At 73.9% G+C, this 26,092-nt stretch carries 23 protein-coding genes; 7 read left to right on the top strand and 16 right to left on the bottom strand.

Going from position 1 to position 26,092, the window contains the following annotated elements; translation table 11 throughout:
• Window positions 1–91: 91 nt before the first annotated feature.
• The 5 genes from ABTZ03_RS38570 to ABTZ03_RS38550 form a co-directional block, all read right to left on the bottom strand.
• Window positions 92–679 (bottom strand): hypothetical protein, encoded by a 588-nt coding sequence (locus ABTZ03_RS38570; RefSeq protein WP_350517876.1) that lies wholly within the window; start codon window positions 677–679, stop codon window positions 92–94.
• 262 nt (window positions 680–941) lie between these two features.
• A complete protein-coding gene (locus tag ABTZ03_RS38565; RefSeq protein ID WP_350517875.1) occupies window positions 942–1,610 on the bottom strand; it encodes an amidohydrolase family protein in 669 nt (222 codons plus the stop codon).
• A gap of 42 nt (window positions 1,611–1,652) precedes the next feature.
• Window positions 1,653–2,873: a cyclic dehypoxanthinyl futalosine synthase gene (mqnC, locus tag ABTZ03_RS38560; RefSeq protein WP_350517874.1), complete on the bottom strand. Its 1,221-nt coding sequence runs from the start codon at window positions 2,871–2,873 to the stop codon at window positions 1,653–1,655.
• A 127-nt stretch (window positions 2,874–3,000) separates the two neighbouring features.
• Window positions 3,001–4,746, bottom strand: a complete 1,746-nt coding sequence (locus ABTZ03_RS38555; protein WP_350517873.1) for a serine/threonine-protein kinase — start codon at window positions 4,744–4,746, stop codon at window positions 3,001–3,003.
• Between the two features lie 212 nt (window positions 4,747–4,958).
• A complete protein-coding gene (locus ABTZ03_RS38550) occupies window positions 4,959–5,879 on the bottom strand; it encodes a menaquinone biosynthetic enzyme MqnA/MqnD family protein (protein ID WP_350517872.1) in 921 nt (306 codons plus the stop codon).
• A 396-nt stretch (window positions 5,880–6,275) separates the two neighbouring features.
• Between ABTZ03_RS38550 and ABTZ03_RS38545 the strand changes: the two genes are divergently transcribed.
• Complete coding sequence (locus tag ABTZ03_RS38545; RefSeq protein ID WP_030287184.1) at window positions 6,276–6,479, top strand: cold-shock protein; 204 nt, start codon at window positions 6,276–6,278, stop codon at window positions 6,477–6,479.
• A 235-nt stretch (window positions 6,480–6,714) separates the two neighbouring features.
• On the opposite strand, the gene ABTZ03_RS38540 is transcribed toward ABTZ03_RS38545, so the two are convergent.
• Entirely contained in the window at window positions 6,715–8,037 is a 1,323-nt protein-coding gene (locus tag ABTZ03_RS38540; RefSeq protein ID WP_350517871.1) for a dicarboxylate/amino acid:cation symporter, read from the bottom strand.
• A gap of 449 nt (window positions 8,038–8,486) precedes the next feature.
• Between ABTZ03_RS38540 and ABTZ03_RS38535 the strand changes: the two genes are divergently transcribed.
• Window positions 8,487–9,695 (top strand): MFS transporter, encoded by a 1,209-nt coding sequence (locus ABTZ03_RS38535; protein ID WP_350517870.1) that lies wholly within the window; start codon window positions 8,487–8,489, stop codon window positions 9,693–9,695.
• A 151-nt stretch (window positions 9,696–9,846) separates the two neighbouring features.
• Here ABTZ03_RS38535 and ABTZ03_RS38530 read toward each other — a convergent pair whose 3' ends face one another.
• The 4 genes from ABTZ03_RS38530 to ABTZ03_RS38515 form a co-directional block, all read right to left on the bottom strand.
• Window positions 9,847–10,917 carry a LacI family DNA-binding transcriptional regulator gene (locus tag ABTZ03_RS38530; RefSeq protein ID WP_350517869.1) on the bottom strand — a complete coding sequence of 357 codons (1,071 nt, stop codon included), beginning with the start codon at window positions 10,915–10,917 and terminating at the stop codon, window positions 9,847–9,849.
• An 18-nt stretch (window positions 10,918–10,935) separates the two neighbouring features.
• Window positions 10,936–11,280, bottom strand: coding sequence for a DUF4229 domain-containing protein (locus ABTZ03_RS38525; RefSeq protein ID WP_350517868.1), 345 nt, complete (start codon window positions 11,278–11,280; stop codon window positions 10,936–10,938).
• A gap of 136 nt (window positions 11,281–11,416) precedes the next feature.
• Window positions 11,417–11,944, bottom strand: coding sequence for a GNAT family N-acetyltransferase (locus ABTZ03_RS38520; protein ID WP_350517867.1), 528 nt, complete (start codon window positions 11,942–11,944; stop codon window positions 11,417–11,419).
• A gap of 114 nt (window positions 11,945–12,058) precedes the next feature.
• Window positions 12,059–13,408 (bottom strand): MFS transporter, encoded by a 1,350-nt coding sequence (locus ABTZ03_RS38515; protein WP_502894735.1) that lies wholly within the window; start codon window positions 13,406–13,408, stop codon window positions 12,059–12,061.
• A 137-nt stretch (window positions 13,409–13,545) separates the two neighbouring features.
• On the opposite strand from ABTZ03_RS38515, the gene ABTZ03_RS38510 reads away from it, so the two are divergent.
• Window positions 13,546–14,517: a GlxA family transcriptional regulator gene (locus tag ABTZ03_RS38510; RefSeq protein WP_350517866.1), complete on the top strand. Its 972-nt coding sequence runs from the start codon at window positions 13,546–13,548 to the stop codon at window positions 14,515–14,517.
• Window positions 14,518–14,959: 442 nt separating this feature from the next.
• Here the strand turns inward: ABTZ03_RS38510 and ABTZ03_RS38505 are convergent, their stop codons facing one another.
• The gene (locus tag ABTZ03_RS38505; protein ID WP_350517865.1) at window positions 14,960–15,433 is read right to left on the bottom strand and encodes an ATP-binding protein; all 474 of its coding nucleotides are present in this window, start codon (window positions 15,431–15,433) and stop codon (window positions 14,960–14,962) included.
• 656 nt (window positions 15,434–16,089) lie between these two features.
• On the opposite strand from ABTZ03_RS38505, the gene ABTZ03_RS38500 reads away from it, so the two are divergent.
• Window positions 16,090–16,671, top strand: a complete 582-nt coding sequence (locus ABTZ03_RS38500) for a sigma-70 family RNA polymerase sigma factor (RefSeq protein ID WP_350517864.1) — start codon at window positions 16,090–16,092, stop codon at window positions 16,669–16,671.
• Window positions 16,668–17,939 carry a zf-HC2 domain-containing protein gene (locus tag ABTZ03_RS38495; protein WP_350517863.1) on the top strand — a complete coding sequence of 424 codons (1,272 nt, stop codon included), beginning with the start codon at window positions 16,668–16,670 and terminating at the stop codon, window positions 17,937–17,939. The genes ABTZ03_RS38500 and ABTZ03_RS38495 overlap by 4 nt, the downstream gene beginning before the upstream one ends.
• 37 nt (window positions 17,940–17,976) lie before the next feature.
• On the opposite strand, the gene purU is transcribed toward ABTZ03_RS38495, so the two are convergent.
• The gene (gene purU, locus ABTZ03_RS38490; protein WP_350517862.1) at window positions 17,977–18,843 is read right to left on the bottom strand and encodes a formyltetrahydrofolate deformylase; all 867 of its coding nucleotides are present in this window, start codon (window positions 18,841–18,843) and stop codon (window positions 17,977–17,979) included.
• 161 nt (window positions 18,844–19,004) lie between these two features.
• The gene (locus ABTZ03_RS38485) at window positions 19,005–19,439 is read right to left on the bottom strand and encodes an SCO4402 family protein (RefSeq protein WP_502894734.1); all 435 of its coding nucleotides are present in this window, start codon (window positions 19,437–19,439) and stop codon (window positions 19,005–19,007) included.
• Window positions 19,440–19,695: 256 nt separating this feature from the next.
• Between ABTZ03_RS38485 and ABTZ03_RS38480 the strand changes: the two genes are divergently transcribed.
• Window positions 19,696–21,000, top strand: a complete 1,305-nt coding sequence (locus tag ABTZ03_RS38480; protein ID WP_350517860.1) for an ABC transporter substrate-binding protein — start codon at window positions 19,696–19,698, stop codon at window positions 20,998–21,000.
• Between the two features lie 30 nt (window positions 21,001–21,030).
• Here ABTZ03_RS38480 and ABTZ03_RS38475 read toward each other — a convergent pair whose 3' ends face one another.
• Both ABTZ03_RS38475 and ABTZ03_RS38470 read right to left on the bottom strand, forming a co-directional pair.
• A complete protein-coding gene (locus ABTZ03_RS38475; RefSeq protein ID WP_350517859.1) occupies window positions 21,031–22,257 on the bottom strand; it encodes a hypothetical protein in 1,227 nt (408 codons plus the stop codon).
• Between the two features lie 164 nt (window positions 22,258–22,421).
• Entirely contained in the window at window positions 22,422–23,798 is a 1,377-nt protein-coding gene (locus ABTZ03_RS38470) for an NsdA family TPR-like regulatory protein (RefSeq protein ID WP_350517858.1), read from the bottom strand.
• A gap of 305 nt (window positions 23,799–24,103) precedes the next feature.
• Here ABTZ03_RS38470 and ABTZ03_RS38465 point away from each other — a divergent pair, with 305 nt between their 5' ends.
• Complete coding sequence (locus ABTZ03_RS38465) at window positions 24,104–24,808, top strand: bifunctional DNA primase/polymerase (protein ID WP_350517857.1); 705 nt, start codon at window positions 24,104–24,106, stop codon at window positions 24,806–24,808.
• A gap of 516 nt (window positions 24,809–25,324) precedes the next feature.
• Here ABTZ03_RS38465 and ABTZ03_RS38460 read toward each other — a convergent pair.
• Complete coding sequence (locus tag ABTZ03_RS38460; RefSeq protein ID WP_350517856.1) at window positions 25,325–26,017, bottom strand: iron-dependent transcriptional repressor DtxR; 693 nt, start codon at window positions 26,015–26,017, stop codon at window positions 25,325–25,327.
• Window positions 26,018–26,092 lie beyond the last annotated feature (75 nt).

The raw sequence follows: 26,092 nt of genomic DNA, 5'->3' as shown, positions 1-26,092 counted from the left end.
ATGTCGCAATCCACACCGAGCCAGAAGGCCCTTACTCATTTCAAGACCACCCGACCGTGAACCCCGTCACCAACCTCTGTGGTCAGTACAGCTAGTGCGCCCCCCGCCGCCCGCCTGCGCGCCGCCGGCGCCGCGAGCGCTTGCCCTGGGTTATCGCGGGCATCCCCTCGGCCAGCGCCCCGGTCGCCAGCGCGAGGTTGGCGGCGAGCCGCCCCTTCCCGCTGCGGACCGCGACGGCCCGCCGGTGGCGCAGGATCCGCAGCATGCAGATGACGAACAGCACCACGGCGACCGGCACGCTGAACCGGGCCAGCCCCACGCCGACGGGCTGCGGGTAGGTGTCGCCGCAGATCCGCACCGCGCCGGCGTCGTCGGCCGCGTGCTCCAGGCAGACCGCGTCGCCGACCCTGGCGCCGTCCGCGAGCGGCAGCGCGGCGGCGGTGTGCGGCTGGCCGCTGACCTTGTAGCTGACGGCGCTGTACGTGCCGCCGCCGGTGGGCAGCTGGGTGACGACGCCCTCGACTCTCACCGGGTGGGCCTCGATCCGGTCGGCCTGGTCGGCCTGGCGCCAACCCAGCAGGCACATCCCGACGGCCAGCACGGCGCTGAGCACGGCGGCGAGGTACCAACCACGGCCCAACCGCGGTGATCGCGGCGGGGGAACGGTCGCGGTTCGCATGGTTCCTGTCCTGGCTTGCCTCCGGGGCCTGGGACACGGCCCCGCCACCCGTGGGCACGGATGATGGTGTGGTGAGGGTACGGAGTGAGCTGTCCGGGATCGTATCCGCTGGCGGGCCCTCAGGTCACGGCGAAGCGGCAATCACTCCCCGCAACGGGCACGGCAGTTCGGGTGCACACGAAGGAAGTCCCGTGCGCCACAAGGCAATCCGACTACTGACGAGTACGTCACACCGGACCGTTCGTGCGCCCCCTGGCGGCCCTCAGCGCCGCCGGTACACCAACCGCCCACCCAGCACGGTCGCCAGGCACCCACCGGCCGCCGGAGAAACCGGGGACGCCGGGGACGCCGGGGACGCCGGGAACACCGCGAAGTCCGCCCGCCCACCGACTGCCACCCGCCCGTGCACGGCCCGCGCCAACGGCAGCACCGTCAACGGGTCCAACGCCCCCTCACCGGCCACGGGCTCCCCGGGAGAGCCCGCCGACGCCGTCGGCCCGGGCAGCGGCACCAGCCCCGACCGACCCACCGCCGTCCGCACCGAGGCCCGTTCGAACGGCCCGGCCACCGCCGTCACCCCGAACCCGAGCATCCGCTGCAGCCCCCGCCGCGCGCTCGCCCCGTACCGGGTCTCGTCGGTGCAGCCCACCAGCCCGTCCGCGACCGGCTCGACGCCGATCTCCTCCCGCGGGTCGGGGTGGTAGTCCCGCTCCAACAGCCGCTGCCCGCAGGGGTTGCACAGCCCGGGGGTGAGCACGGCCGGGCCCCAGTCCCGCACCCGCGCCGCGGGGTGCGCCGCCGCCAGCTCCTCGTACGGACCGACGGCCTCGACCAGTTCGCCCCGCACCACCACCGCCCCGTCGACCAGGGACGGGGCGGTGGGATCGGCCGGGTCGGGCAGCAGCAACGCCGCCCGGTGCAGCGTCAGCACCGGAACAACAACACCGAGGACACCGACAACAGCGAGGACAACTCAGTTGTCCAGGATCTTCAGTTCGGGGTGCGCCGTGCCACCCTCGATCGCCGAGGAGGCGATGTGCGAGGCGACCCGCGAGTCGACCGGGTCGTTCGCCGGGTCGTCCAGCACCCGCAGGTGCTCGTACGTGGTCGAGCGCTGCGCCGGGACGCGGTCGGCGGCGCGGATGAGGTGGATCAGCTCGGTCAGGTTGGAGCGGTGCTTGGCACCGGCCGCCGAGACGACGTTCTCCTCCAGCATCACGGAGCCGAGGTCGTCCGCACCGTAGTGCAGCGACAGCTGGCCCGCCTCCTTGCCGGTGGTGAGCCAGGAGCCCTGGATGTGGGCGACGTTGTCGAGGAACAGCCGGGCGATCGCGATCAGCCGCAGGTACTCGAAGACGGTGGCCTGGGTCGAGCCCTTGAGGTGGTTGTTCTGCGGCTGGTAGGTGTACGGGATGAAGGCGCGGAAGCCGCCGGTGCGGTCCTGCACGTCGCGGATCATCCGCAGGTGCTCGATCCGCTCGGCGTTGGTCTCGCCGGTTCCCATCAGCATGGTGGAGGTGGACTCCACGCCGAGGCCGTGCGCGGCCTCCATGATCTCCAGCCAGCGCTCGCCGGACTCCTTGAGCGGGGCGATCGCCTTGCGCGGCCGCTCGGGGAGCAGTTCGGCGCCGGCGCCGGCGAAGGAGTCCAGGCCCGCCTTGTGGATCCGGGTGATGGCCTCCTCGATGGAGACGCCCGAGATCCGGGACATGTGCTCGACCTCGGAGGCGCCGAGCGAGTGGATCACCAGCTGCGGGAAGTCGGCCTTGATGGCCGAGAACGCGCGCTCGTAGTACTCCACGCCGTAGTCGGGGTGGTGGCCGCCCTGGAACATGATCTGGGTGCCGCCCAGTTCGACCGTCTCGGCGCAGCGGCGCAGGATCTCGTCGAGCTCGCGGGACCAGCCCTTGTCACTCTTCGGCGGCACGTAGAAGGCGCAGAACTTGCACGCCGTGACGCACACGTTGGTGTAGTTGATGTTGCGCTCGATGATGTACGTCGCGATGTGCTCGGTACCCGCGTAGCGGCGGCGGCGCACGGCGTCGGCGGCGGAGCCGAGCGCGTGCAGCGGCGCGGAGCGGTAGAGCTCCAGCGCCTCCTCCGGGGTGATCCGGCCGCCGGCGGCGGCCCGGTCGAGCACGGCCTGCAGGTCGGTGCTGGACGCATCGAGGGTGGTCGCTGCGAGCTCGGTCACCTGGCGGCCTTCTCTCTCTCAAGTGCTACTCGGGTACGGCCGAACCAGCCTACGCCAGGCCTTTCGGGCGCCCGCGTCAGCCCGCTGAACTGCGCCCCGACCGGTCGGACGGTCTCGTCCGCGCGCCTCACCGGGGCGTGGCGCCCGCCTTGCGCATCGTGCCGACCGGGTTCCCGGCCGCCGGGTCGGCGGAGCTGAAGCGGATCGTCCCGTCGGACTGCAGGGTGAGGGTCTCCGCGTTGGAGCCGCTGGTGCAGGCACCGGGGATCGAGGAGTGCACCAGCCGGGACTGGAACACCAGCGTGGTGTCGGAGACCGACTTGAGCGTCCAGGCGCCCTCGCAGCTGATCGAGATCAGCCCGGTGGCGGCGTTCCGGCTGCTGGTGGTCTCCTGGCCGACCGCCGCCTGCCGGACGGTGAGCGTGGTGGTGCCGCCGGGCAGGCCCTTGTCGGTGACCATGTCGCCGGTCCAGGTGCCCAGGAACGCCGCCGGCACCGCGTCCGGCCCGCCCGCGACGGGCGCCGCGGACGCGCCGGACGTCCCGGACGGCGAGACCGAAGCAGTCGACGAAACCGTCGAAGCGGACGGCGAGGAGGACCGGGGCGGCACCGGCCCCGTGGAGGGCGCCGACACCACCGGATCCGGCCGGTGGGTCATCGCGTACAGCCCGTACCCGCCGCCCCCGAGCACCGCGACCCCCAGCACCACCGCCGCCGCCGTCCGAGCCCGCCGCCGTCGGCGCCGCCCGGCGAGTTCCGAGTACTCCCCCGTTCCCGGCGGGTAGGTGCACAGCGGCGGCGAGGCCGGAACCGGCGGCAGGCCGCCCCCGTCGCCCTCTCCCTCCCGCACCGCCTCCCCGCTCCCAGCCGGGTCCAGAGCGGCCGGGTCCCGCGCGGCCCGGTCCCGCGCCGTCGCACTCCGCGGCGCCTCCCCCAGCACCTCCCCCGGCATCTCCCCCTCCCGCAGCTCCCCCTCCAGGTCCAGCAGTTCCACCGCACTGCGCCCGACCCCGGCCGCCAGCGCCGGTGGCAGCCAGTCGCCCCGGGCGAGCCAGTCGGCGGCCGCACCGTCCGGGTCCAGCCAGCCGGCCAGCTGCTGCGGGGTGGGCCGGGCGGCGGGGTCCTTGGCGAGGCAGTGGAGGACGATCACCCGCAGCGGTTCGGGCAGTCCGGTGACGTCCGGTTCCTCGTGCAGCACCCGGTAGAGCAGGACGGCCGCGCTGACCCCTTCGCCGAAGGGGTGGACGCCGGTGGCGGCGAAGGCCAGGACGGCGCCGAGCGAGAAGACGTCCCCGGCGGGGCCCGCCGTCTGCCCGTTCGCCTGTTCGGGCGACATGAAGCCCGGCGAACCCACCACATACCCCGAACGGGTGAACCCGCTGGTCGCGTCCAGGGCCCGGGCGATCCCGAAGTCGATCAACCGCGGGCCGTCGAGGGTGAGCAGCACGTTGGAGGGCTTGACGTCGCGGTGCACCAGGCCGAGTCCGTGCACATGGGTGAGCGCCCCGGCGAGTCCGACGCCGAGGGCGCGGACGGCGGCCCCGGGCAGCGGGCCGTGCGCCTGGACGGCGGCGGAGAGCGCGGGGCCCGCGACGTAGCCGGTGGCGACCCAGGGCTGCTCGCCCTCGGTGTCGGCGTCCAGGACGGGCGCGGTCCAGGTGCCGCCGACCCGGCGGGCGGCGGCGACCTCCTGACGGAACCGGGCGCGGAACTCGGTGTCGTCCGCGAGTTCGGTCCGCACCACCTTGACGGCGACGGTGCGCCCGCCGGCCGTCCGGCCGAGGTAGACCCGGCCCATCCCGCCCGAGCCGAGCCGCCGCAGCAGCCGGTAGCCGCCCACCCGTCGCGGATCGTCCGTCCCCAGTGCCCGCATGCCCCGCACGCTCCCCTCGCACGCGCACGCGCGGCCCCGGGCGGGTGCCCGGCCGCGTACGCCGCTCCCGAACCGCGCCCCGCGCTGTACCCGCCGGACGCGCCTCGGGAGCAGACCGTACCGGGCCGGACCGGCCCACCGCCCGGCCCCGCCCCCATCCCCTGTCCCTCGGTCGCCGGTCCCCGCCCCGGGTCCCTGTCCCCGCCCCGTCCCTACAGCTGCTGCTCCGCGACCGGCAGCGCCACCGGCTCCAGCAGCCGCACCGCGACGTCCGGCTCGAAGCCGCTGTCGTGCGCGACCCGGCGCGCGAACTCGGCGACGCCCGCCAGCTGCCGCCCGCCGAGCGAGAAGTCCAGGGCCTCGCTGAAGTAGCGCTCCAGCACGTCCGCCCCGAAGGCCTCCCAGCGGGCGGCCTGCTCGGCGACCTTGGCGGCCTCGACCAGCGACAGGTCGCGGGACTCCAGGAAGGCCCGGTGGACGGCCGCGGTGAGCTCGGGGCGGCGCTCGGCGAACTCGCGGCGCACGGCCCAGACCGCGAAGACGAACGGCAGGCCGGTCCACTCCTTCCACATCTCGCCGAGGTCGTGCACGGTCAGCCCGAGGTCCGCGGCCTGGCCGAGGTAGGCGCGCAGGGCCGGGTCCCCGATCAGGACGGCGGCGTCGGCCTCGGCGAGCATCGCGCTGAGGTCCGGCGGGCAGCTGAAGTAGTCGGGGCGCACGCCTTCGCGCTCCTCCAGGAGGAGCCGGGCGAGCCGGACCGAGGTGCGGCTGGTGGAGCCGAGGGCGACCCGGCGGCCGTCGAGGTCGCCGAGCGGCACCTTGCTGACGATCAGGCAGGACATCACCGGGCCGTCGCTGCCGACCGCGATGTCCGGCAGGACCAGCAGGTCGTCGGCGTTGCGCAGGTACTCCACGCAGGTGATCGGCCCGATGTCGAGGGAGCCGCCGACGAGCTGGTCGCTCAGCTTCTCGGGGGTGTCCTTGGTGAGGTCGAGGTCGAGCAGGTTGCCGGTCCTGGCGAGGCCCCAGTAGAGGGGGACGCAGTTCAGGAACTGAATATGGCCGACCCTGGGCCTGACCGGGGTGTTCTCCTCGGGTTCGGGCTCCCGCGTTCGTACGTCCGGTGCTGCCACTGCGCCGCTCCCTTGCTGTTCGTGCGCTTCCCCGCAGCGTATGCCCGCTGCTCACGGCGGCTCGCACCGGCCACCCGACACGCGCGCGGGGCCGCCTCGGCCCGCGCGCCGGGGGCCTCAACACCCCTTCGTGCGCCCGCTTCCGGGCCCACGACACGCGCCGTCCGGCGTGCAAGTGACCCCTGGTCGTCACAGCGGCCGCATGCTAGCGTTGCCCTCAGTTGCAGTTTGATTCCCCTTGCAGTACTTGAAGCCTGCGGAGCATGTAACCGCAGGCTTTTTGTAGTTTTTCAGCAATATCGAAAAACTTCGGACTCGTCCGGAGGCAGGGCGATCAGCGCAGCGGACCGGGGACCACACGGTGTGGCCCCCGACACGCATCGCAAGGAGAACGGCATGGCTCAGGGAACCGTCAAGTGGTTCAACGCTGAGAAGGGCTTCGGCTTCATCGCCCAGGAGGGCGGCGGCCCCGACGTCTTCGTCCACTACTCCGCCATCAATGCGAACGGCTTCCGTTCGCTGGAGGAGAACCAGGCGGTCACCTTCGACGTCACCCAGGGCCCGAAGGGCCCGCAGGCGGAGAACGTCACCGCTGTCTGACCATCCTCTGATGTTCTGATCGCTCGGGACCCCTTCGGGTCCGACGACGGCTCCCGACAGCCGTCACCGTGAGCACAAGAGCGCAATACCCAAGGGGGCCTGCCCATCGCGGCGGGCCCCCTGCCTTTTCCGGGCGGAACAGAACACCGGGCGACACCGCAGAGCAGCAACGCCGGGCAACACCGAAAGGGCTCTCCCCCGTCCGGGGAAGAGCCCTTTCTCCACTACTTCAACGCTACGCCGCCGCGACGGCGACCTTCGGCGCGTCCTCCTCGTACAGGTCCCCCGACGGGTTGTTGTACGCGTTCAGGTCCAGGATCCGTTCCCGCGCGGCGACCACGACCGGCACGGCGACCTGGCCGGCGACGTTGGTGGCGGTCCGCATCATGTCCAGGATCGGGTCGATGGCCAGCAGCAGGCCGACGCCCTCCAGCGGCAGGCCCAGGGTGGACAGGGTCAGCGTCAGCATGATGATCGCGCCGGTGAGGCCCGCGGTGGCGGCCGAGCCGACGACCGAGACGAAGGCGATCAGGATGTAGTCCTTGATGCCCAGCTCGATGTTGTACACCTGGGCGACGAAGATCGCGGCGACGGCCGGGTAGATCGAGGCGCAGCCGTCCATCTTGGTGGTGGCGGCGAACGGCACCGAGAACGAGGCGTACTCGCTCGGGACGCCGAGGCGCTCGGTGACCCGGCGGGTGACCGGCAGGGTGCCGACCGAGGAGCGGGAGACGAAGGCCAGCTGGATGGCGGGCCAGGCGCCCTTGAAGAAGTGCACCGGGTTGAGGCCCGCAGCGAAGCGCAGCACCAGCGAGTAGACGACGAACAGCACCAGCGCGCAGCCGACGTAGATGTCGAGGGTCAGCGTGGCGAAGGGCTTGAGCAGGTCCCACCCGTACTTGGCGACGGACTTGCCGATCAGGCCGAGGGTGCCGAGCGGGGAGAGCCGGATGACCCACCACAGGGCGGTCTGGGTCAGCTCCAGCACGGACTCGCTGATCTTGAGGACCGGCTCGGCCTTGGCGCCGAGCTTGATGATCGCGGCGCCGACCACGACCGCCATGAAGACGATCTGCAGCACGTTCACCTTGACGAAGGCGTCGACGATGTTGGTCGGAAAGATCCCGGTCAGGAAGTCGATCCAGCTGCCCTTGGAGTCGAGCGCCTTGAGGCCCTCGGTCTTGAGGTTGGTGCCCTGGCCGGGGTTGGTCAGCAGGCCGAGGCCAAGGCCGATGCCGACCGCGATCAGCGAGGTGATCATGAACCAGAGCAGCGTGCGGGTGGCCAGGCGGGCCGCGTTGGTGACGTTGCGCAGGTTGGCGACGCTCACCACGATCGCGGTGAAGACCAGCGGGGGCACGGCCAGCTTGAGCAGCTGGACGAAGATCTTGCCGATGGTCTCCAGGGTGGTGGCCAGCCAGGAGATGTCGGCGGCGCGGGCCAGGTAGCCGAGGCCGATGCCGAACACGAGGCCGGCGACGATCTGCACCCAGAACGGCGTCTTGCGGATGCGGGTGAGCACGGACGGCGACGAGGTCGCCTCGGGCGCTGTGGACATGGGGGTGCGACTCCGGGGGAGGGCGTTGCTGACGGTGGGGGGCGAGGCGGGGGGTGGGCGGCACGGCGCGGGCCGGACGGGGAGGGCCGGGGCCCGTCTCAGGGGCGTGCCGCCGCGATACAGCTCATGGCGCGACAACGGCGCGGGCTGTCCACAGCACCGGTCAGGGCACCCCGGCGGGCGGCGACGGGCAGCGGGCCCGGGCCGTACGTCGGCAGTGCGTCTGAGGTGGTCACGGTCGACACGTTAGCAGTAAAGGTTTGAGATGTTCAAAGTACTTGTTTGAGATCGGGCCTCACCCCAAGGCCGACTTGGGGTGAGATCCGGACACGAACGAGGCTGACGCACCATCAGCTCCACCCTCCGGTCAGATTGACCGACCGGCAGTTATACGTATAACTTTGAACGGCACCCCCGCCCTCCCCTGCCCTGACCGGAGAAGACCACCGATGGGCTACCTCGCCCTGCTCCGCGCCCCGCACGTCACCCGACTCCTGCTCGGCACCCTGCTCGGCCGCCTGCCCGCCGGTATGACCGCCCTGGTGATCGCCCTCGCCCTGCGCGAGGCCGGCGTCCCGTACAGCCGGATCGGCCTGGCCACCGCCGCCTACGCGATCGCCGCCGCCGTCGGCGGGCCGGTGCTCGGACGGATCGTCGACCGCACCGGCCAGCCCCGCGTCCTGCTCGCCTCCGCCGTCGTGGCCGGCGGCGGGTACACCCTGCTCGCCCTCGCCCCCGGCTCCCCGGTCGCCGCGCCGCTCGGCGCCGCCGTCGCCGGCCTCGCGATGCCGCCGCTGGAGCCCTGCCTGCGCTCGCTCTGGCCGGACGTGGTCGAGGAGGAGCAGCTCGACACCGCGTACGCCTTCGACTCCGCCTCCCAGCAGATCCTCTACGTGGCCGGACCGCTGGCCGTCGCCGGGATCGCCGGCCTGTTCAGCCCGGTCGCCGCGCTCTGGGTGGCCGCCGGACTCGGCCTGGCCGGAGCGCTGGTGGTGGCCACCGCGGCGCCCGCCCGGGCCTGGCGGGCCCCCGCCCGCGAGCAGTCCGCCGGACTGCTCGGCCCGCTGCGCTCCCCCGGACTGGTGCTGCTGCTGATCGGACTGGCCGGGGCCGGCTGGGCGGTCGGCGCGCAGAACGTCCTGTTCATCGCCTACGCCGAGCAGCACGCCGGGGACCTGCCCGGCGGCGGGGGCACCCTGCTGGCGCTGGCCGCGCTCGGCGGACTGCTCGGCGCGCTCGCCTACGGCATGATCCGGTGGCGGCGGAGCACCGCGACCCGCACCTGGATGATGGCCCTCGCGATGGCCGCCTCCTACCTGCCGCTGGTCACGCTGCCCGGCCCGTACCCGATGGCCGCGCTCGCCTTCCTGTCCGGCATCGTGCTGGCCCCGCTGCTGGCGGCGGCCTTCGTGCTGGTCGCCGAGCTGGCCCCGGCCGGGACGGTCACCGAGGCCTTCGCTTGGCTGGTCACCCTGTTCGCCACCGGCAACTCGCTCGGCTACGCCGTCTCCGGCCACCTCGCCGAGGGCTCACTGCGCCCGGTGGCGGTGTGCGCGGCGGGCGGCATCGCCCTCGGCGGACTGGTGCTGTTCGGCGCCCGGCGCTGGTTCCACGGCGCACCGGTCGCCCCGCTCGCCGAACCCGTCCCGGTGGGCTGAGCGCCCACCCCACAGACGACTGCGCCCGCCGGGGGTCTGGCCCGGCGGGCGCAGTCCTTCTCCCGGCGCCGGCACAGTCCGGCTACGTCGTAGTCCGGCGATGTCTCGGTCCGGCTGCGTCGCAGTCCGGCGACGTCGCGGTCCGGCGCCGTCACGCCCGGGCGGTCGAGGAGCGCTGCACCAGCGAGGTGGCCAACGGCGCGACCGGCGCCACCGGCTCACCGCGCAGCAGTCCGGCGAGCGCGGCCGCGCCGACCCGGCCCAGCTCCTCCCCCGGCAGGTCGACGGTGGTCAGCGGCGGGGCGAGCAGCCCGGCGACCGCGACGTTGTCCATGCCGACCACCGACAGGTCGTCCGGCACCCGCAACCCCCGCTCGGCGGCGGCCTGGTAGACCCCGGAGGCGACCACGTCGTCGTCGCAGACCACCGCGCGCGGACGGTCCGCCCGCTCCAGCAGCTCCCCCGCCACGCTCCGCGCGGCGGCGTACCCCTCGTTCAGACTCACCCCCAACTCCACGACCTCCAGGCCGAGTTCGCGGACGGCCTGCTCGAAGGCGGCCTGCCGGACCCGGAAGGTGTACGCGGCGTGGGTGGAGCGCAGGTGCCCGATCCGGCGGTGGCCGAGGGCGGCCAGGTGCTCGACGGCCGCCCGCATCCCGCCGGCCACGTCGAGCTCGACGGTCGGGCGGGCGTGGTCGGTGCCGGGGTCGGCGTCCAGGAAGACCGCGGGGGTGTCCGGCGGCAGTTCGCCGAGTTGGCTGTCGTCCGGGGAGCAGATCAGCAGGCCGTCGAAGCGGCCCGCGGTGGCGGCCTCGGCGAGGGTCCCGCTGCCCCAGCCGGAGCTGACCACGACCGCCAGCCCGTGTCGGCCCGCCTCGTGGTGGACGCCCTCCAGCACCCGGCCGAAGAACGGGCCCTGAAGGTTGGGCACGGCCAGCATGATCATCCCGCTGCGGCCCAGCCGCAGCTGCCGGCCGGCCGCCTGCGGGCGGTAGCCGAGGCTGCGGGCGGCCTCGCGGACCCGGTCGCGGGTCGCGTCGGAGACCCGGCGGCCGGCCTCGGCGCCGGAGAAGACCAGGGAGACGGTGGCCTGGGAGACCCCGGCCAGCCGGGCCACGTCCCGCCCGGTGGGCCGGCGCACGGGGGCCGGCCAGGTCCCGGCGGGGCGCTCGGCCCCGACCGGCGGGGAGTCCTCGGCGCTCAGCTGCTGGTCAGCGGGCACGGTGGGCTGCGCCCGGGGTCAGTGCTGCCCGGAGGCGGCCGCGCGGGCGGCGTCGTCCACCGCGTCCTCCTCGGCGTTCTGCGTGGCGATCCGCTCGGCGGTGCGGCTGCGGATCCCGGCGACCTTGGTGGAGATCTGCGAGGACATCTCGTCGCGCTGCTTGCTCAGCAGCACGTAGCTGAGCGGCGCGGAGACGATCGCGGCCAGCAGGAACAGGAAGATCACCCCGGCCTCGCCGCTCACCGGGATGATCCCGAAGTGCCCGAGCAGCAGGGCCACCAGCAGGCAGCCGAGGAAGATGCTGGCCCGCATGGAGGTGTAGCGGAGCGTGGCGTGCGACTTCTGCGGGCCGTTGCTGCTCACTGGGACACATCCTTCTGGATCGGGCCGGGGACGGGGCCTTCCAGTCAAGCATGCCTGACACCCGGCCCGGGGCAGGGGGCTCCGTCCCCCACCGCACGAGGCCGACACGAGCTCCGGCCGAGCGCCTGCGGAGGGGTCAGCGCAGGTCGAGCCACATGGTGATGTCGTCCCGGTCGTCCCCGGGGGCGACCCGGATCGCGGCCGGCACCCGGCCGACCTCGCGCCAGCCGCAGCGCTCGTAGAAGCGTTCCAGGCCCAGCCCGCCGCGCGCGGTGAGCCGCAGCGACTCCAGGCCCCAGTCACGGGCGACCCGCTCGGCCTCGGCGAGCAGGTCGGCGCCGTAGCCGCGGCCCTGGAAGTCGGGGTGCACCATGACCCGCCTGAGCATCCGCCAGTGCTCCATCAGCTCGAACCGCATCGACGCGAAGAACAGCACCCCGACCAGCCGGCCGGTCGCGCTCTCGTGCGCGACCAGCAGCCGGTCGGGGCCGTCCGGGGCGAGCCCGGCGAACTGGTGGTCGGCGGTGTCCCAGACCTGGTCCTCGGTGACCGGGGCCACGAAGCCGACCGCGCCGCCGGCGTTGGTCACGTCCGTCCACAGCCGCACCACGGCGGTGCGCAGGTCGGGGTCGGGCTTGGGGTCCAGGGTGAAGGTGAGCGCCATGAACCGGAGCCTAGACCTCCGCTGCGACACCCCCGCCAGGCCGGGCGCCCGCCGCCGCCCGGCCGCCCCCTCCGACCTCGCCGCGACACTCCCCGGCCCCGCCGCGACACCCCCTCAGGACAGCGCCGGCACCACCCGGTCCGCGGGCCGTCCGCCGCGCAGCGCCAGGCAGAGCCCGACCGCGACCACGCACAGCGCGCCGGCGCCGTACCAGGTGAGGTCGTAGTTCCCGAGCGCGTCGCGGGCCAGGCCGGCCAGTCCGGCCACCACGGCCGCGCCGATCTGGTGGGCGGCGAGCACCCAGCCGAAGACGATCGGGGCGTCCTCGCCGAAGTGCCGGCGGCACAGGGCGACGGTCGGCGGCACGGTGGCCACCCAGTCGAGGCCGTAGAAGACCACGAAGGCGAGGATCGGCGGCTGCAGCGAGCCGGCCAGCAGCTGCGGCAGCAGGAGCAGGGACAGGCCGCGCAGCCCGTAGTAGACGGTGAGCAGCAGCCGGGAGTCGACCCGGTCGGTGAGCCAGCCGCTGAACACGGTGCCGAGCACGTCGAACAGGCCGATCAGGGCGAGCAGGCTCGCGGCGGTGGTGACGGGCATGCCGTGGTCGTGCGCGGCCGGGATGAAGTGGGTGCCGACCAGGCCGGCGGTGGTGGCGCCGCAGATCGCGAAGGAGCCGGCCAGCAGCCAGAACGGCCGGGTGCGGGCGGCGTCGCGCAGCACCCGCAGGGTGCGGGCCAGGGCGCGGGTGTCCCGCACCGGCGCGGGCGGGGCCTCGGTGGCGCCGTACGGGAGCAGGCCGACGTCGGCGGGGCGCTCGCGCATCAGCAGCAGGACCGGCACGGCGACGGCGCTGGCGGCGAGCGAGACCACGACCACGGCCGAGCGCCAGCCGTGCTGCTCGACCAGCCAGGCGCCGACCGGCAGGAAGACCAGGTTGCCCGCCGCCCCGGCGGCGGTGAGCACCCCGGTGACCAGCCCCTGGCGGGCCTGGAACCAGCGGCCGGTGATGGTGGTGGCGAAGGCGCCGGCCATCGAGCCGCTGCCGAGGCCGACCAGCACGCCCCAGCAGAGGATCAGTTGCCAGGGCTGGCGCATCAGCATGGTGAGGCCGGCGCCGACCGAGATGGTCAGCAGGGCGCAGACCACCACCAGGCGCACGCCGAAACGGTCCATCAGGGCGGCGGCGAAGGGGGCGGTGAGGCCGTAGAGGGTGAGGTTGACGGAGGTGGCGCCGGCGATCGTCCCGAGCGACCAGCCGAACTCGTTGTGCAGGGCGTCCATCATCAGGCTGGGCGTGGAGCGGAAGCCGGCCGAGCCGAGCAGGACGAGCAGGGCGACGGCGGCCACCACCCAGGCGTAGTGCACCCGGGGGCGCCGGCCGGGCGTCGAGGCGTCGGGTATCGAGGCGTCGGGTATCGGGGCGTCGGGGGGCGTGGAGGCGGCGAGGACACGGCGTTCGGTCACGTGGACGAGTCTCCCGAGCCCGCCGCGCCCGGACGAGTGGCCTGAATGACAGTTTTCGCAAGGATCGGGCCACCTTCCCCGGCGTACCCTGACCCGGACCCGCACGCAAAGGGGCTGGGGGATCGGGAAGGAACGGCATGGCGCACCTGGTCGCGGTACTCGCCCTGGAGGGCGTGATCGCCTTCGAACTCGGCATCCCGGCAAGGATCTTCGGCAACGCCAGGGACGAATCCGGCCGCCCGCTCTACCGGGTGGCCACCTGCACCCTGGACGGCGGGCCGATCGCCACCAGCGCCGACTTCCGGATCTCGGTCGACCACGGCCCCGAACTGCTGGAGCGGGCCGACACGGTGGTGCTCCCGGCCTGCCACGACGCCCTCCCGGGCGGCGTGGACGCCCCCTTCGGCCCCGAACTGGCCGCCGCCCTGGGCCGGATCAGGCCCGGCACCCGGCTGATGTCGATCTGCACCGGCTCCTTCCTGCTGGCCGCCGCCGGCCTGCTGGACGGCCGCCCGGCCACCACCCACTGGCGCTACACCGAGGTCTTCGCCCGGACCTTCCCCAAGGTCCTGCTGGACCCGGACGTGCTCTACACCGACGACGGCGACGTCCTCACCTCCGGCGGGGTGGCCGCCGGGGTGGACCTCTGCCTGCACGTGGTGCGCCGCGACCACGGCAGCGCGGTGGCCAACGCGGTGGCCCGCAACTGCCTGGTGCCGCCGTGGCGCGACGGCGGCCAGAAGCAGTACGTGGTGGCCCCGAGCCCGGTGGACACCGGCGGGCCCGGCACCGCCGCGGTCCGCGCCTGGGCACTGGAGCACCTGGCCGAACCGCTGCAACTGCGCCAACTCGCCGACCGGGCCGGGATGAGCGTGCGGACCTTCACCCGGCGCTTCAGGGAGGAGACCGGCGCCAGCCCGGGCCAGTGGATCACCACCCAGCGCACCGAGCGGGCCCGGCAACTGCTGGAGCGCACCGACCTGAGCATCGACCAGGTCGCCCGGGAGTCGGGTTTCGGCACCGCCGCCTCGCTGCGGCTGCAACTGCGCGGGCGGCTGGACGTGGCACCGAGCGCCTACCGGCGCACCTTCCGGACCGGCCCGGCCTGACCCCCACCGGACGGGCCGCCACCGGCCTGACCCCCCACCGGACGGGCCGACGCCTGGCCGGAAACCGCCCCTCGACAACGGCGCAGCGGACGGCGGCCGGCCGCCTGCGCAACGAGCGCAGCATGCCGGGCCGCCGTCCGATCGCGGCGCGCGGACCCTGCACCCGCGCCGCGCCCTCCGCACTCGCCGAGGAGCGGGCCGCGCCCGGTGTGCCACGGTCCCCCCTGCTGACGCGATCCCCCTGGACAGCAGCACCGTGGCGGTGGACGGACGTCCCCTCGGCGTCCCCTCGCAACGGAGCGCCGCACCCAAGGGTGATCAGTCGGATACGTCACGTCAATGGCTAGTCGGAAATTCGGAATGGTTGCGTCAGCTTTCGGCCGGTGATCGACACGGCCCGTCACGGCGCCGGGGACGCGACCCGGCAGAAAACCAGTAGCCGCTATTGCGCCAAAGCCGCCCAGTCCACGTCGGCCAGCGGATCGGCCGGCCCGGCCCCGCTGCCGATCTCGCACCAGACCCGCTTGCCCGAGCCGTCCGGGTACCAGCCCCAGCGCTCGCAGAGCAGCTCGACCAGTTCCAGTCCCCGCCCGTTGGTCGCGTCCTCGTCCGGTCCGGCGTGCCGGGGGGCCGGGGCGGTGCGGCTCGCGTCGGCCACCTCCACCCGCAGCGGTCCGGGCGCACCGGCCCGGTCGCAGTCCTCGGCCACCGGCAGACAGAGTCTCAGCACGGCCGGACAGCCGGTGTGCACCACGGCGTTGGTGACCAGCTCGGAGACCACCAGCACCACCGTCTCGGCCATCGGCGCGTCCGGGTCGACCCCGTGGTTCAGCAGTCGTGAGCGCACCCACCGACGGGCTCGGCCGACCTCGGCGGGGTCCGCCTGCACCGCAAGCTGTACCTGAAGAACCTGCACCGCTCCACCACCCGCACTCGCAGTTCGGCCAACGTCCCGATCGGGCCGGCTCAGCCGGCCGGCGGGGCCCTCGTCCCGGTGCCACCCGGGGCTCACCCGGGCGATCGCCGACCCGTCCGCCCGCGCCACTCGCCCGTGCCAACTCGTCGGTCGCGCACTGGCCGCGACACGAATACGCCTCAGGATGGGTGGGCCGACGGACCGCAGCAAGCGCTTCGGGCATATTCCGGCGATCGGGGGACAGGGCAGTGCATACTGTCCCGCTCACTCTCGCGAGCCTCGCACCGGCGCTCGGCCGGCCCGGGCCGACGCCGGTGGGGCGTGTCGGACACGCCCTGGGCGGGAACCTACCGCCGGACACCCCCGACTCCCCGCCCGCCACTCGCGAACCACCCGTGCGACATATGTCCAGGGGCTCTCGAACAGCGGCATCGGCGGACCGTCCCACGATATGACGAGCCCGTCCGCCGACGATCCGTCGCCCACCGGATGCCGGACCGGCCGGCCGCCGGACCCGGAGCGGTCGTCCACCGGGCCCCGGAACGGTCGTCGAACCACGAGACGGCGTTCCGTTCTTGCCGGATTACCTCCCACCGCCGACCGGCCACGGGATACCGTTGGGTAACGCCAAGGACCGGTCAGGAGGGTGGTTCTCGATGGCCACCCCGGACCGGATCCCGCGCTGGGACGAGCAGTTGCAGCGACGCATCGCCCGCGGCGAGGAGACCGCGCTCGGCGAACTCTACGACCGGCTCGCGCCGATGGTGCACGGCCTGGCCGGCCGGATACTCGCCGACCAGACGGCCGCCGCCCAGCTCACTCGGGAGGTCTTCGCCCACGTCTGGGAGCACCCCGAGGACTTCGACCCCGCCCACGGCTCGCTGCGCTCCTGGCTCGGCGCGCTCACCCACCGCCGCGCGGTCGAACGGCTGCGGGACCGGCGCGGCACCGATCCGTCCCCGGGGTGCGGCGACGGCACGGCCGAGGAGGAGATCCGCGCCGTGGCCACCGCCGCGCGCATGCAGTACGTGGTCGACTCCCTGCCCCAACCCCTGCGTGAGACCATCGCGGTGACGTACTACGACGGCCGCACCTACCAGGAGACGGCCCGGCTGCTCGGCATCAGCGAGCAGGCCGCCAAGCAGCGGATGCGGCTCGGCCTGGAGCTGCTGGCCACCGAACTGGCCGACGAACGCGCCCGGCAGGAGCAGGACGGGGATGGGGGCGGGGGCAGGTGAACGGTTCCGGGCAACGGCCCGAGCAACGGCCCGGGGAGCAGTCGGACGAGCAGCACGACGCGCTGCGCTCGCTGCTCGGCGCCTGGTCCCTGGGCGCCTGCCCGCCGCGCGAGGCCGCCGAGTTGGAGCAGCACCTGCGCGGCTGCCCGGAGTGCGCCGAGGAGGCGGCCCGGCTGCGCGAGGCGGCCGGCTGGCTCTCCCTGGACGAGCCGCTGGACCAGCCCGGTTCGCTGCGCCAGCAGGTGCTGGACTGGTGCCTGGCCCGCCGGCCGGCCGAACTGCCCGTTCCCGCCTGGGGGATGCCGTACACCGCGGAGACCGCCAAGCTGGACGCGCTGTTGCGCGACCTCGGCCCGGAGGAGTGGCAGGAGGTGGCCGAACTGCCGTGGCACGGCGGCACCGAGCGGCTGCGTCCGGCCGAGGTACTGGGCCGGCTGACGGCGGTGGACGGCGTACTGGCGCTCGCCCTCGGCCTGCCCGATCCGGTGCCCGGCACACTGACCGGCCTGCTGCCCGGCGCGCTGCCCGACCCGCTGACCCGTCCGGGGTCCGGTCCCGGGGACGGCCCGGCCGCGGGGCGGCGGGTGCCGCCGCAGGAGGCGGCCGTCCCGGCGCCGCGGGTGCCGCCGCAGGGCGGCCGGTACGCGGCGGTGGCCGCGCGGAGCGCCCGGCTGCTGGCCGACCAGGCCGCCCTGCCGCCGCAGTCGGTGCGCGCCCGGTGGCGCCAGCAGACCCACGACCTGGTGCGCAGTGCCGCGTTGGCACCGCAGGGCAGCACCCCGGTCGATCTGGGCTTCGCGGTGCTGCCGCTGCGGGACGCCTTCGTGGACCGGGCGTTGGAGTGCTTCGTGCACGGGGAGGACGTGGCCCGCGCGGTCGCCTACCCGTACGCCCCGCCGGCGCCGCAGCACCTGCGGCAGATGGTGGAGTTGGTGGTGCGGCTGCTGCCGGGGGCGCTGGCCGGGCTGCGCGCGACGCGTCCCGAGCCGGCCGGGGTGCCGGTGGCGCCCGGCGCACCGGTCGGCGGGCGCCGGCTGCGGCTGGTGGTGGACGGCCCGGCGGCGGGCGAGTGGCTGGTGCCGCTGGACGGCGGGCAGGCCGGGCCGGCCGACGGGGAGCCGGTGGCCTCGATGGTGCTGGACGGCCTGGAGTTGTGCCAGTTGGCGGCCGCCCACCGCGACCCGGACCGGCTGCCGGTGGGCGAGCACGGTGACCGGGCCGCGGTGCGCGAGGTGCTGCACGCGCTGCCGCTGCTGTCGCGGCCGTAGCCGCAGGCCCAGCGGCCCAACGGCGAGCAGCCAGCGCTCAGGCGAAGACGACCGTCCGGGTCCCGTCCAGCAGCACCCGGTGCTCGCTGTGCCACTTGACCGCGCGGGCCAGCGCCTGGCACTCGGCGTCGCGGCCGAGCGCGACCAGCTGGTCCGGGCTGACGTCGTGGGTGACCCGGGCCACCTCCTGCTCGATGATCGGGCCCTCGTCGAGGTCGGCGGTGACGTAGTGGGCGGTGGCACCGATCAGCTTCACGCCGCGGGCGTGCGCCTGGTGGTAGGGCTTGGCGCCCTTGAAGCTCGGCAGGAAGGAGTGGTGGATGTTGATCACGCGGCCGGAGAGCTCGGTGCACAGCTGGTCGGAGAGCACCTGCATGTAGCGGGCCAGCACGACCAGTTCGACGTTCTCCTTGGCGACCAGGTCGAGCAGCTCGCGCTCGGCCTCGGCCTTGGTGTCCCTGGTGACCGGGATGTGGCGGAACGGGACGCCGTAGCTCTCGGTGAGGTCGCGCAGGTCGGTGTGGTTGGAGACCACCGCGGCGATCTCCACCGGCAGGGCGCCGATCCGGGTGCGGTAGAGCAGGTCGTTCAGGCAGTGCCCGAACTTGCTGACCATGAGGACGATCCGCATCCGCTGCTCGGTGGGGTGGATCTGCCAGTCCATCCCGAAGGACGCGCCGATCGCGGCGAAGCTGGCGCGCAGCTTGTCGGCGGTGACCGGCTCGGGGGCGGAGAAGTGCACCCGCATGAAGAACAGCCCGGTGTCCCCGTCGCCGAACTGCTGGCTGTCGATGATGTTGCAGCCGGTCATGAAGAGGTAGCTGGAGACAGCGTGGACGATGCCCTGCTTGTCGGGGCAGGACAGCGTGAGGACGTACTGGGCGCTGGCCGGCTGCTGTTCCACTGGGGGTGTCCCGTCCTGAGGTCGTGCGAGTGCGCGAGCGGTCGTCGGTCGCGTGCTGAATGGTCCAGCGTGTCACATTCCGGACGGTCGCCGCCCCGCTGCCCGCACTGCGGGACGGCCCCGACGGCCGACCACCGACGCAGCCGGCCCCGGCCCCGGGTTCAGACCTGGGTGAGGATCCGCAGCACGTCCAGCGACTTGGGGGCCGCGTCCGGGTCGTCCCCGTCGCCCACCGCCAGGGCGACGTGCGCCTCCCGGGCGGCCCGGACGGTCTCCGGCCAGCCGGGGTGGCCGAGGTAGGCGGAGGCCGGGGCGTCGGCGCCGACCTCGTGCAGCATCTGCACCGCGCGCAGCACCGCCCCGTCGACCAGGGCGGCCTCGGTGGAGTCGCGGAAGATGGTGCCCACGTACTTCTCGGCGGACCAGCGGTCCAGCCAGGTGTCCTCGACCAGCCGGTAGACGGCGTCGGTCACGTCTCCGTAGCCCTCCCGGCCGGTCAGCCAGGCCTCGTGCTGGAAAGCGGGGTCGGACAGCATGTGCAGCGCGGAGCGCAGTCGGGCTCGCCAGCGCCACCAGGGCAGGTCGTTGAGCGGCATGCCGCCCATGGTGCTGGAGCGGTGGCCCGGACGAGAAGGGTTTCGGACGGACCGGTGCGAAGAATCTGTGCTGGCGGACATGGTGAACGATCGTACGTTCCCCGTCCGTTCGTGCTCCACTCGCGGGATCTACACGCGTACGGACCTGGATTTCGGCGGCCGTTTTCCCAGTGTTCGTATTGCGGTCCTCTCGGCTTGTGGCTCCGGGGCTTGGCTGTCCCCGGTGCGCCGGACGGCGCCCAGAGAGGGAAGACCGATGACCAGCCGATGGGACTCCTTCCCGGGCCGTCCGGCGATCGCCGGGCGCCGCCGGCGGCGCCCGCTCGCCCTCGCCGCCACCGCCGCGGTGCTGCTCCCCGCCCTCCTCTCGGCCGCCGCGTGCGGCGGACCGGCCGGTGCCTCCGCCGGGGCGGACGACGAGCTGACGGTGATGACCTGGGCCCCGTCCGGCACCGGCTCCGCGGACCGCCCCGGGATGACCGCCCTCGCCGAGGCCATCGGCCGGGACGTCAACCTCAAGGGCGGACTGAACGGCCACCGGCTGCACGTGATCACCTGCAACGAGCACAACACCGCGGACGGGGCCAAGGCCTGCGCCCAGCAGGCGGTGGACGCCAAGGCGATCGCCGTGCTCGGCTCCTACAGCCAGTGGGGCGACGCCTTCATGCCCGTGCTGGAGCGGGCGGGCATCCCGCTGATCGGCGGGTACGGGCTGTCCCAGCCCGAGTTCTCCAGCCCGCTCTCCTACCCGGTGGACGGCGGCATGCCCGCGCTGATCGCCGGCAGCGGTCGCCAACTGGTCGACGCCGGCTGCAAGGCCGTCTCGCTGATCCGCCCGGACACCCCGGCCGGCGACAACCTGCTCGGCTACCTGGGCAACGCGCTCAGGCCGGCCGGGATCAAGCTGCTGGACGTCAAGGCGCCCGAGCAGTCCTCCGACTACACCCCGGTGGTCCGCAAGGCGATCGGCAAGGACGAGCCGGGCAACTGCGTCACCAGCGCCCTGGCGGCCGAGCCGACCGGCAACCTGCTGGACGCCTACCGGCGGCAGAACGCGAAGAACACCCGGATCGCCTCGGTGATCGGCAGCGTCCAGCAGTCCGTGGTCGACTCCACCGGCGGCGACTCCGGGCCGCTGGCCGGCGCGTTCGTCACCAGCTGGTACCCGCCGGAGTCGGCCAAGACCTGGGACGGGCTGCGCGCGGTGGTGCGCTCCCAGACCACCGACGGGCACAGCATCGACGTCTCCGACCCGGGCGTGGAGACCACCTGGGTCGCCTACGAGGTGTTCCGGGTGGTGACGGACAAGCTGTCGGCGGCCGGCAAGCCGGTCTCCGCGAAGACCATCGCCGCCCTGCTGGACAGCGGCGAGGGCGTCGACGTCGGCCTCACCCCACCGCTGAACTGGGGCAGCACCAACATGCTGCCCAGCACCGAGTCCCCGCGGCTGGTGAACACCTGGGTCACCTACCAGGTGGTCAAGGGCGGCCGGATGACGCTGCAGCAGCCGGGCTTCGTGGACGTCCGCTGGGTGCTGACCGGGGCCCGCTCGCCGAGCTGACCCCGGCGCACGCCCGGCGGCCCGGCGGCCCTACAGGTCGCCGTCGCCGCGGCTGGGCAGGCCGGTCTGGGTGGCGATCGCGTTCCACAGCGTCGAGGCCTGCTTCTTCGCGGTGGTCGCGGTGCCGCTGGCCTGCACCGCGTTCTTGTAGTGCTGGTTGCCGGTGTCCGGCTTCTTCGGGTCGCAGGAGGACTGGGCGTCGGTCGCCCAGGCCGCGTACTCGTCGTCGGCCTGGGCCGAGGCGGTCCAGGCCGCGTTGAGCTGCTCGACCAGCTGCTGGGCGCCGGGCAGCTTGTCGGTCTTCAGCTGGCCGAGCTTGGTCTGCAGCTCGCGCCGCTTGCCGGCCGCGGCGGCCAGCGCCTGCTGGGAGTCGGGGAGCTTGTCGCACTTCTGCACCGAGGCGACCGCGGAGACCACCGCGCTGCGGCTGTCGCTCGCGGTGCCCAGCAGGTCGGACAGCGGCTGCGCCTGCGCCTTGACCTCCGGGTCGACCGCCGCACCGGAGCCGCTGGCGCTCGCCGCGCCGGGGGCCGTGCTGCCGGTGGCGGCGACCGGGGAGGTCTTCTGGTCGGTCTTGGTCTTGTCGTCGCCGCCCACCAGCACGGCGACCAGGACGCCGGCCGCCGCGAAGGCCGCCACCACTCCGCCGATCACCAGCTTGTTGGACGGACGGCCGCCGCGGGCCGGGCGCCCGGCCTGGGTGGCGTCCGGGCCGTAGCCGTCCTGGCCGTAGCCGTTCTGCGGGTACCCGTCCTGGCCGTAGGCCTCCTGCGGCGCGTAGCCCTGCGCCGGGTAGCCGGCCTGCTGCGGGTGCTGCGGGTGCTGGAGCTGCTGCGGGTGCCCGGCCGTCGGGTAGCCCTGGTGCCCCGGGTAGCCGGTCTGCTGCGGCTGGGCGGCCTGCGGCGGGATCCCGTAGCCGGGCTGCGGCACGCCGTAGCCGCCCTGCGGGTCGCCGGCCGGGTACGGCGGCAGGTACTGGGTCTCGGGGGCCGGGTCGGCCTGCGCCGGAACGCCGTAACCGGGCTGCGGCGCGGCACCCCAGTGGGGCTGCTGGGCGGGCCCGCCCTGGGTCGGCAGCGGGTGCGCGCCCTCGCCCAGGTACTCGGGCTGCCCGGACGGCTGACCCACCGGCGGCACGGCCGTGGGGCCCTGCGGCTGGCCCGGCTGGCCCTGGCCCTGGGTCTGGCCGGGCTCGGGGCGGAACAGGTCGTCCAGGTTGAAGTCACCCGAGTTGGGGTACGAGCGGCGCTGACTCAACGCGATTCCTCACCTGTGCAGGACCGCGCACTGGCGGCGGACCACATCTCGTCGGTTCTTGGGAGCATCACAGTTCCTTGGACGTCGCGCCCACGCTACCGGTTCGCCTCACCGGGTGACCACGTGGGCGGGACATTCCCACACGCTCCCTGCACAGCGGGTCCTCAGGCGGCCTCCGCGTCCGCCCTGGCGTGGAACTCGCGCACCACCCGCTGCTCCCGGTAGGGCTCCAGCCGGCGCCGGAACTCGTCCAGGTACTCCACGCCCCGGTTGGAGCGCAGCCCGCTCAGCAGCCGCACCGCCTGGGTGCCGGTCTCGCAGGCGCGTTCCAGGTCGCGCTGCTGGAGCTGGGCGGTGGCGAGCAGCACCAGGTCCACCGCGCGGCGGCGGACCCGGGTCGGCGGGTGGAGGTCGAGCGCCCGGCGGGCGTAGTGCTCGGCCGGGCCGGCCTGTTCCAGGTCCCGGTGGCAGTGGGCGAGTTCGTCGGCGAGGTAGGCGTCGTCGAAGTGGGCGATCCAGTCCGGGTCGTCCTCGGGGCGGCGCTTCTCCATCATCTCCAGCGCCCTGGCCGACACCGCCTCGCAGGAGCGGGCGTCGCCGAGCAGGGCGTGGCCGCGGGCCTCGGCGGCGTAGAACATCGCCATCGCCGTCGGGGTGGCCACCGTGCGGGCGCCCTCCTGGGCGGCGCGGGCGAGTTGGGCGATCTCCCGCGGGTTGCCGAGGGTGGCCGCCAGGTGGCTCATCGAGGCGGCCAGCACATAGCCGCCGTAGCCGCGGTCGTCGGCGGCCTGGGCGAGCCGCAGGGCCTGGATGTAGTAGCGCTGGGCCAGGCCGGGCTGGCCGGTGTCCACCGCCATGTAGCCGGCCAGTTCGGTCAACCGGGCGACCGCCGCGAAGAGTTGGCGGCCGGTCTCCTCCCGGTAGGCGCCGCCGAGCAGGCCGGAGACCACCGAGTTGAGGTAGTGGACCACGACCGGGCGGACGTGCCCGCTGCCGAAGCGGTGGTCCAGGTCGACCAGCATCGCGGTGGTCGCCTTGATCGCGGCCACGTCCGTCGGGCCGACCCGGGGACCGCCGGCCCGGGCCACCACCGGGTCGGGCGGGGTGATCAGCCAGTCCCGGCTGGGCTCCACCAGCGCGGAGGCGGCGACCGTCGCCCCGGTCAGGAAGTCCCGCCGGCCGACGTCACTGCGCCACAGCTCGCACACCTGCTCCAGGGCCGCGTTCAGGGTCGGCGCGAACTGCAGCCCGATGCCGGAGCTGAGGTTCTTGCCGTCGGCCATGCCGATCTCCTCGACCGACACGCTGCGGCCGAGCTTGCGCCCGAGGGCCTCGGCGATCACGGCCGGCGCCTGCCCGCGCGGCTGCTGCCCGCGCAGCCAGCGGGCGACGGAGGTCTTGTCGTAGCGCAGGTCCAGCCCGTGCTCCGCGCCGCACAGATTGACCCGGCGGGCCAGTCCGGCGTTGGAGCAGCTGGCCTCCTGGATCAGTTGCTGCAGGCGCTCGTTGGGCTGTCGTGCGACGAGTGGTCTCGCGGCCATTGGGCTTCGCCTCCCCACACCCTCCGGTCCCGGCCGGCGGGCGACGATGTGCTGATCTGTTGCCGACTGTCCGACCGTCCAAGGAATCTGACACCAGGTTAGCGATCAGCAACGTCAGCGGGATACCCACGGTGACGAACCGCACCCCCCGCGCGCCCTGGGAAATGCCTCTGTGCGCCCCCGCTGCGCCTGCCTCCCCCCGCCCCAACTCGCTTGAGTCACCGGTTCGGGTGACATTGCGGGGATGCGGCCGACCGGGGCCCGTCGGCCCGTAACCAGCCTCACACACGGTAGTTGAGCAGCCCGTGGATGACATCCCCGACTCCCCCGGACAGGACAAGAACGCCGGCCTGCCCCCGCTGCTGATCGAAGCCGTCGGCTACGCCGAGAACCGCCACTGGGAGGTGGCCCCGGGCGCCTGGCTGATCGACGGCGACGGGCCCGCCCGCTGCTCCTGCGGCGACCGGCGCTGCACCCAGCCGGGCGCCCACCCGCTGGACGCGGACTGGGCGCGCAAGGCGAGCGCCGGACCGGGCGCGGTGCGGCGCTGGTGGACCGAACGGCCGAAGGCCTCGATCCTGCTGCCCACCGGCCGGTCCTTCGACGTCCTGGACGTGCCGGAGACGGCCGGGTGCCTGGCACTGGCCCGGATGGAGCGGATGGACCTCCAGCTCGGCCCGGTCGTGGTGCTGCCCACCTCGCCGGGGCGGGTCGGACGGCGGCTGCACTTCCTGGTGCTGCCCGGGGTCGCGGCCAAGCTGCCGGAGATGCTCCGCAAGCTCGGCTGGCCGCCCGGACGGCTGGACCTGGTCGCCCGCGGCGAGGGGGACTGGACGGTCGCCCCGCCGTCGCGGATCGGCTCCACCGGCTACGCCCAGTGGGCCCGCTCCCCCTCCGAGTCCAACCGCTGGCTGCCGGACGCCGCCGAGCTGATCAGCCCGCTGGCGTACGCCTGCGGCCGCGAGGCGCCCGCCCAAGCGGTCCCGTCCGCCCAGCCCGCCGGCGTCTGAGCCGTCCGACCTCCTCGCCGGACGCCCCCGGACGCCTCCCCGGAACCTGCCGCCCACCGCCGATCGGGTGAGGGCGCGCACCGCGCGACACCCCCGCGCGCGAGTGACGGGCCTTGTCTCCCACCGGAGACGGGGCCCGTCATACGCATGTGCGGATAAGGCCTCGGTCTACCCGCTGGTCAACCGGGAAAGCCCCTCGTACGAGTGACAGCGCTCAAGGATTGCCATGATCGGCCGAGGGGAGGAATGGCGTTGTGTGGGGACGCCGGAAGGGTCGCTCGGACGGGGAAGCCGGGCGAGGCGGTGGAGGGGTCGGGAGGGAGCGGGAGGGACGGAGGGGACCGGGAGGGAGCCGGGGAGGGCGAGTGGGGCCCGCTGCACGGGGAGCAGCGGGCCCCGCCCGTCGCTACGGGGCGAGCGCGAGGCGAAGTGGCCGACCCTGCCGGAGAGCCCTGCCGGAAAGCCCGGGCGGGGAACCCTTCCGGAGAACCCGGCCCGAGAGCCCGGGTGGCGGGCTCAGGCCTGGGCGACGAAGACGTGCTGGGCGATGTCCTTGCCCAGCTCCGCCGCGTTGTCCCCGGTGCCGACCCGCACGCCGCCCGCCGCGATGCTGACCTTGACCGTGGAGCCCGGCCGGACGCCGGCCCGGCGCAGGGTGCTCATCAGCTCGCTGTCGGTCTGGATCGGCTCGCCGATCCGGCGGACCACGACGTCGGCCCCGGCCTCGCCGGGCTTGACGGTGTCCAGCGGGACGAGCGCGGCGTCGAAGCCCTCGCCCTCGGCCTTGGTGTCGCCCAGCTCGTCCAGGCCCGGGATCGGGTTGCCGTACGGGGACTGGGTCGGGTGGCCGAGCATGGCGAGCACCTTGCGCTCGACCGTCTCGCTCATCACGTGCTCCCAGCGGCAGGCCTCCTCGTGGACCTGCTCCCACTCCAGGCCGATCACGTCGACCAGCAGGCACTCGGCGATCCGGTGCTTGCGCATGACGCGCACCGCGAGCCGCCGGCCGTCCTCGGTCAGTTCGAGGTGGCGGTCCCCGGCGACCTGGAGCAGGCCGTCGCGCTCCATCCGGCCGACCGTCTGGCTGACCGTGGGGCCGCTCTGCTCCAGCCGCTCCGCGATCCGGGCACGCATCGGCACGATGCCCTCTTCCTCCAGCTCCAGGATGGTGCGAAGGTACATCTCAGTGGTGTCGATCAGCCCAGACATCGCCGCTGGCTCCGTTCTTCGGTGTCCTCACCGCCAATTCTGACGTACCGCACCGACAACCGGGCCCGCCCGGGG

It is taken from the genome of Kitasatospora sp. NPDC096077 (assembly GCF_040303245.1).
Taxonomy (GTDB): domain Bacteria; phylum Actinomycetota; class Actinomycetes; order Streptomycetales; family Streptomycetaceae; genus Kitasatospora.
This window is presented reverse-complemented; position numbering and strand designations above follow the sequence as displayed.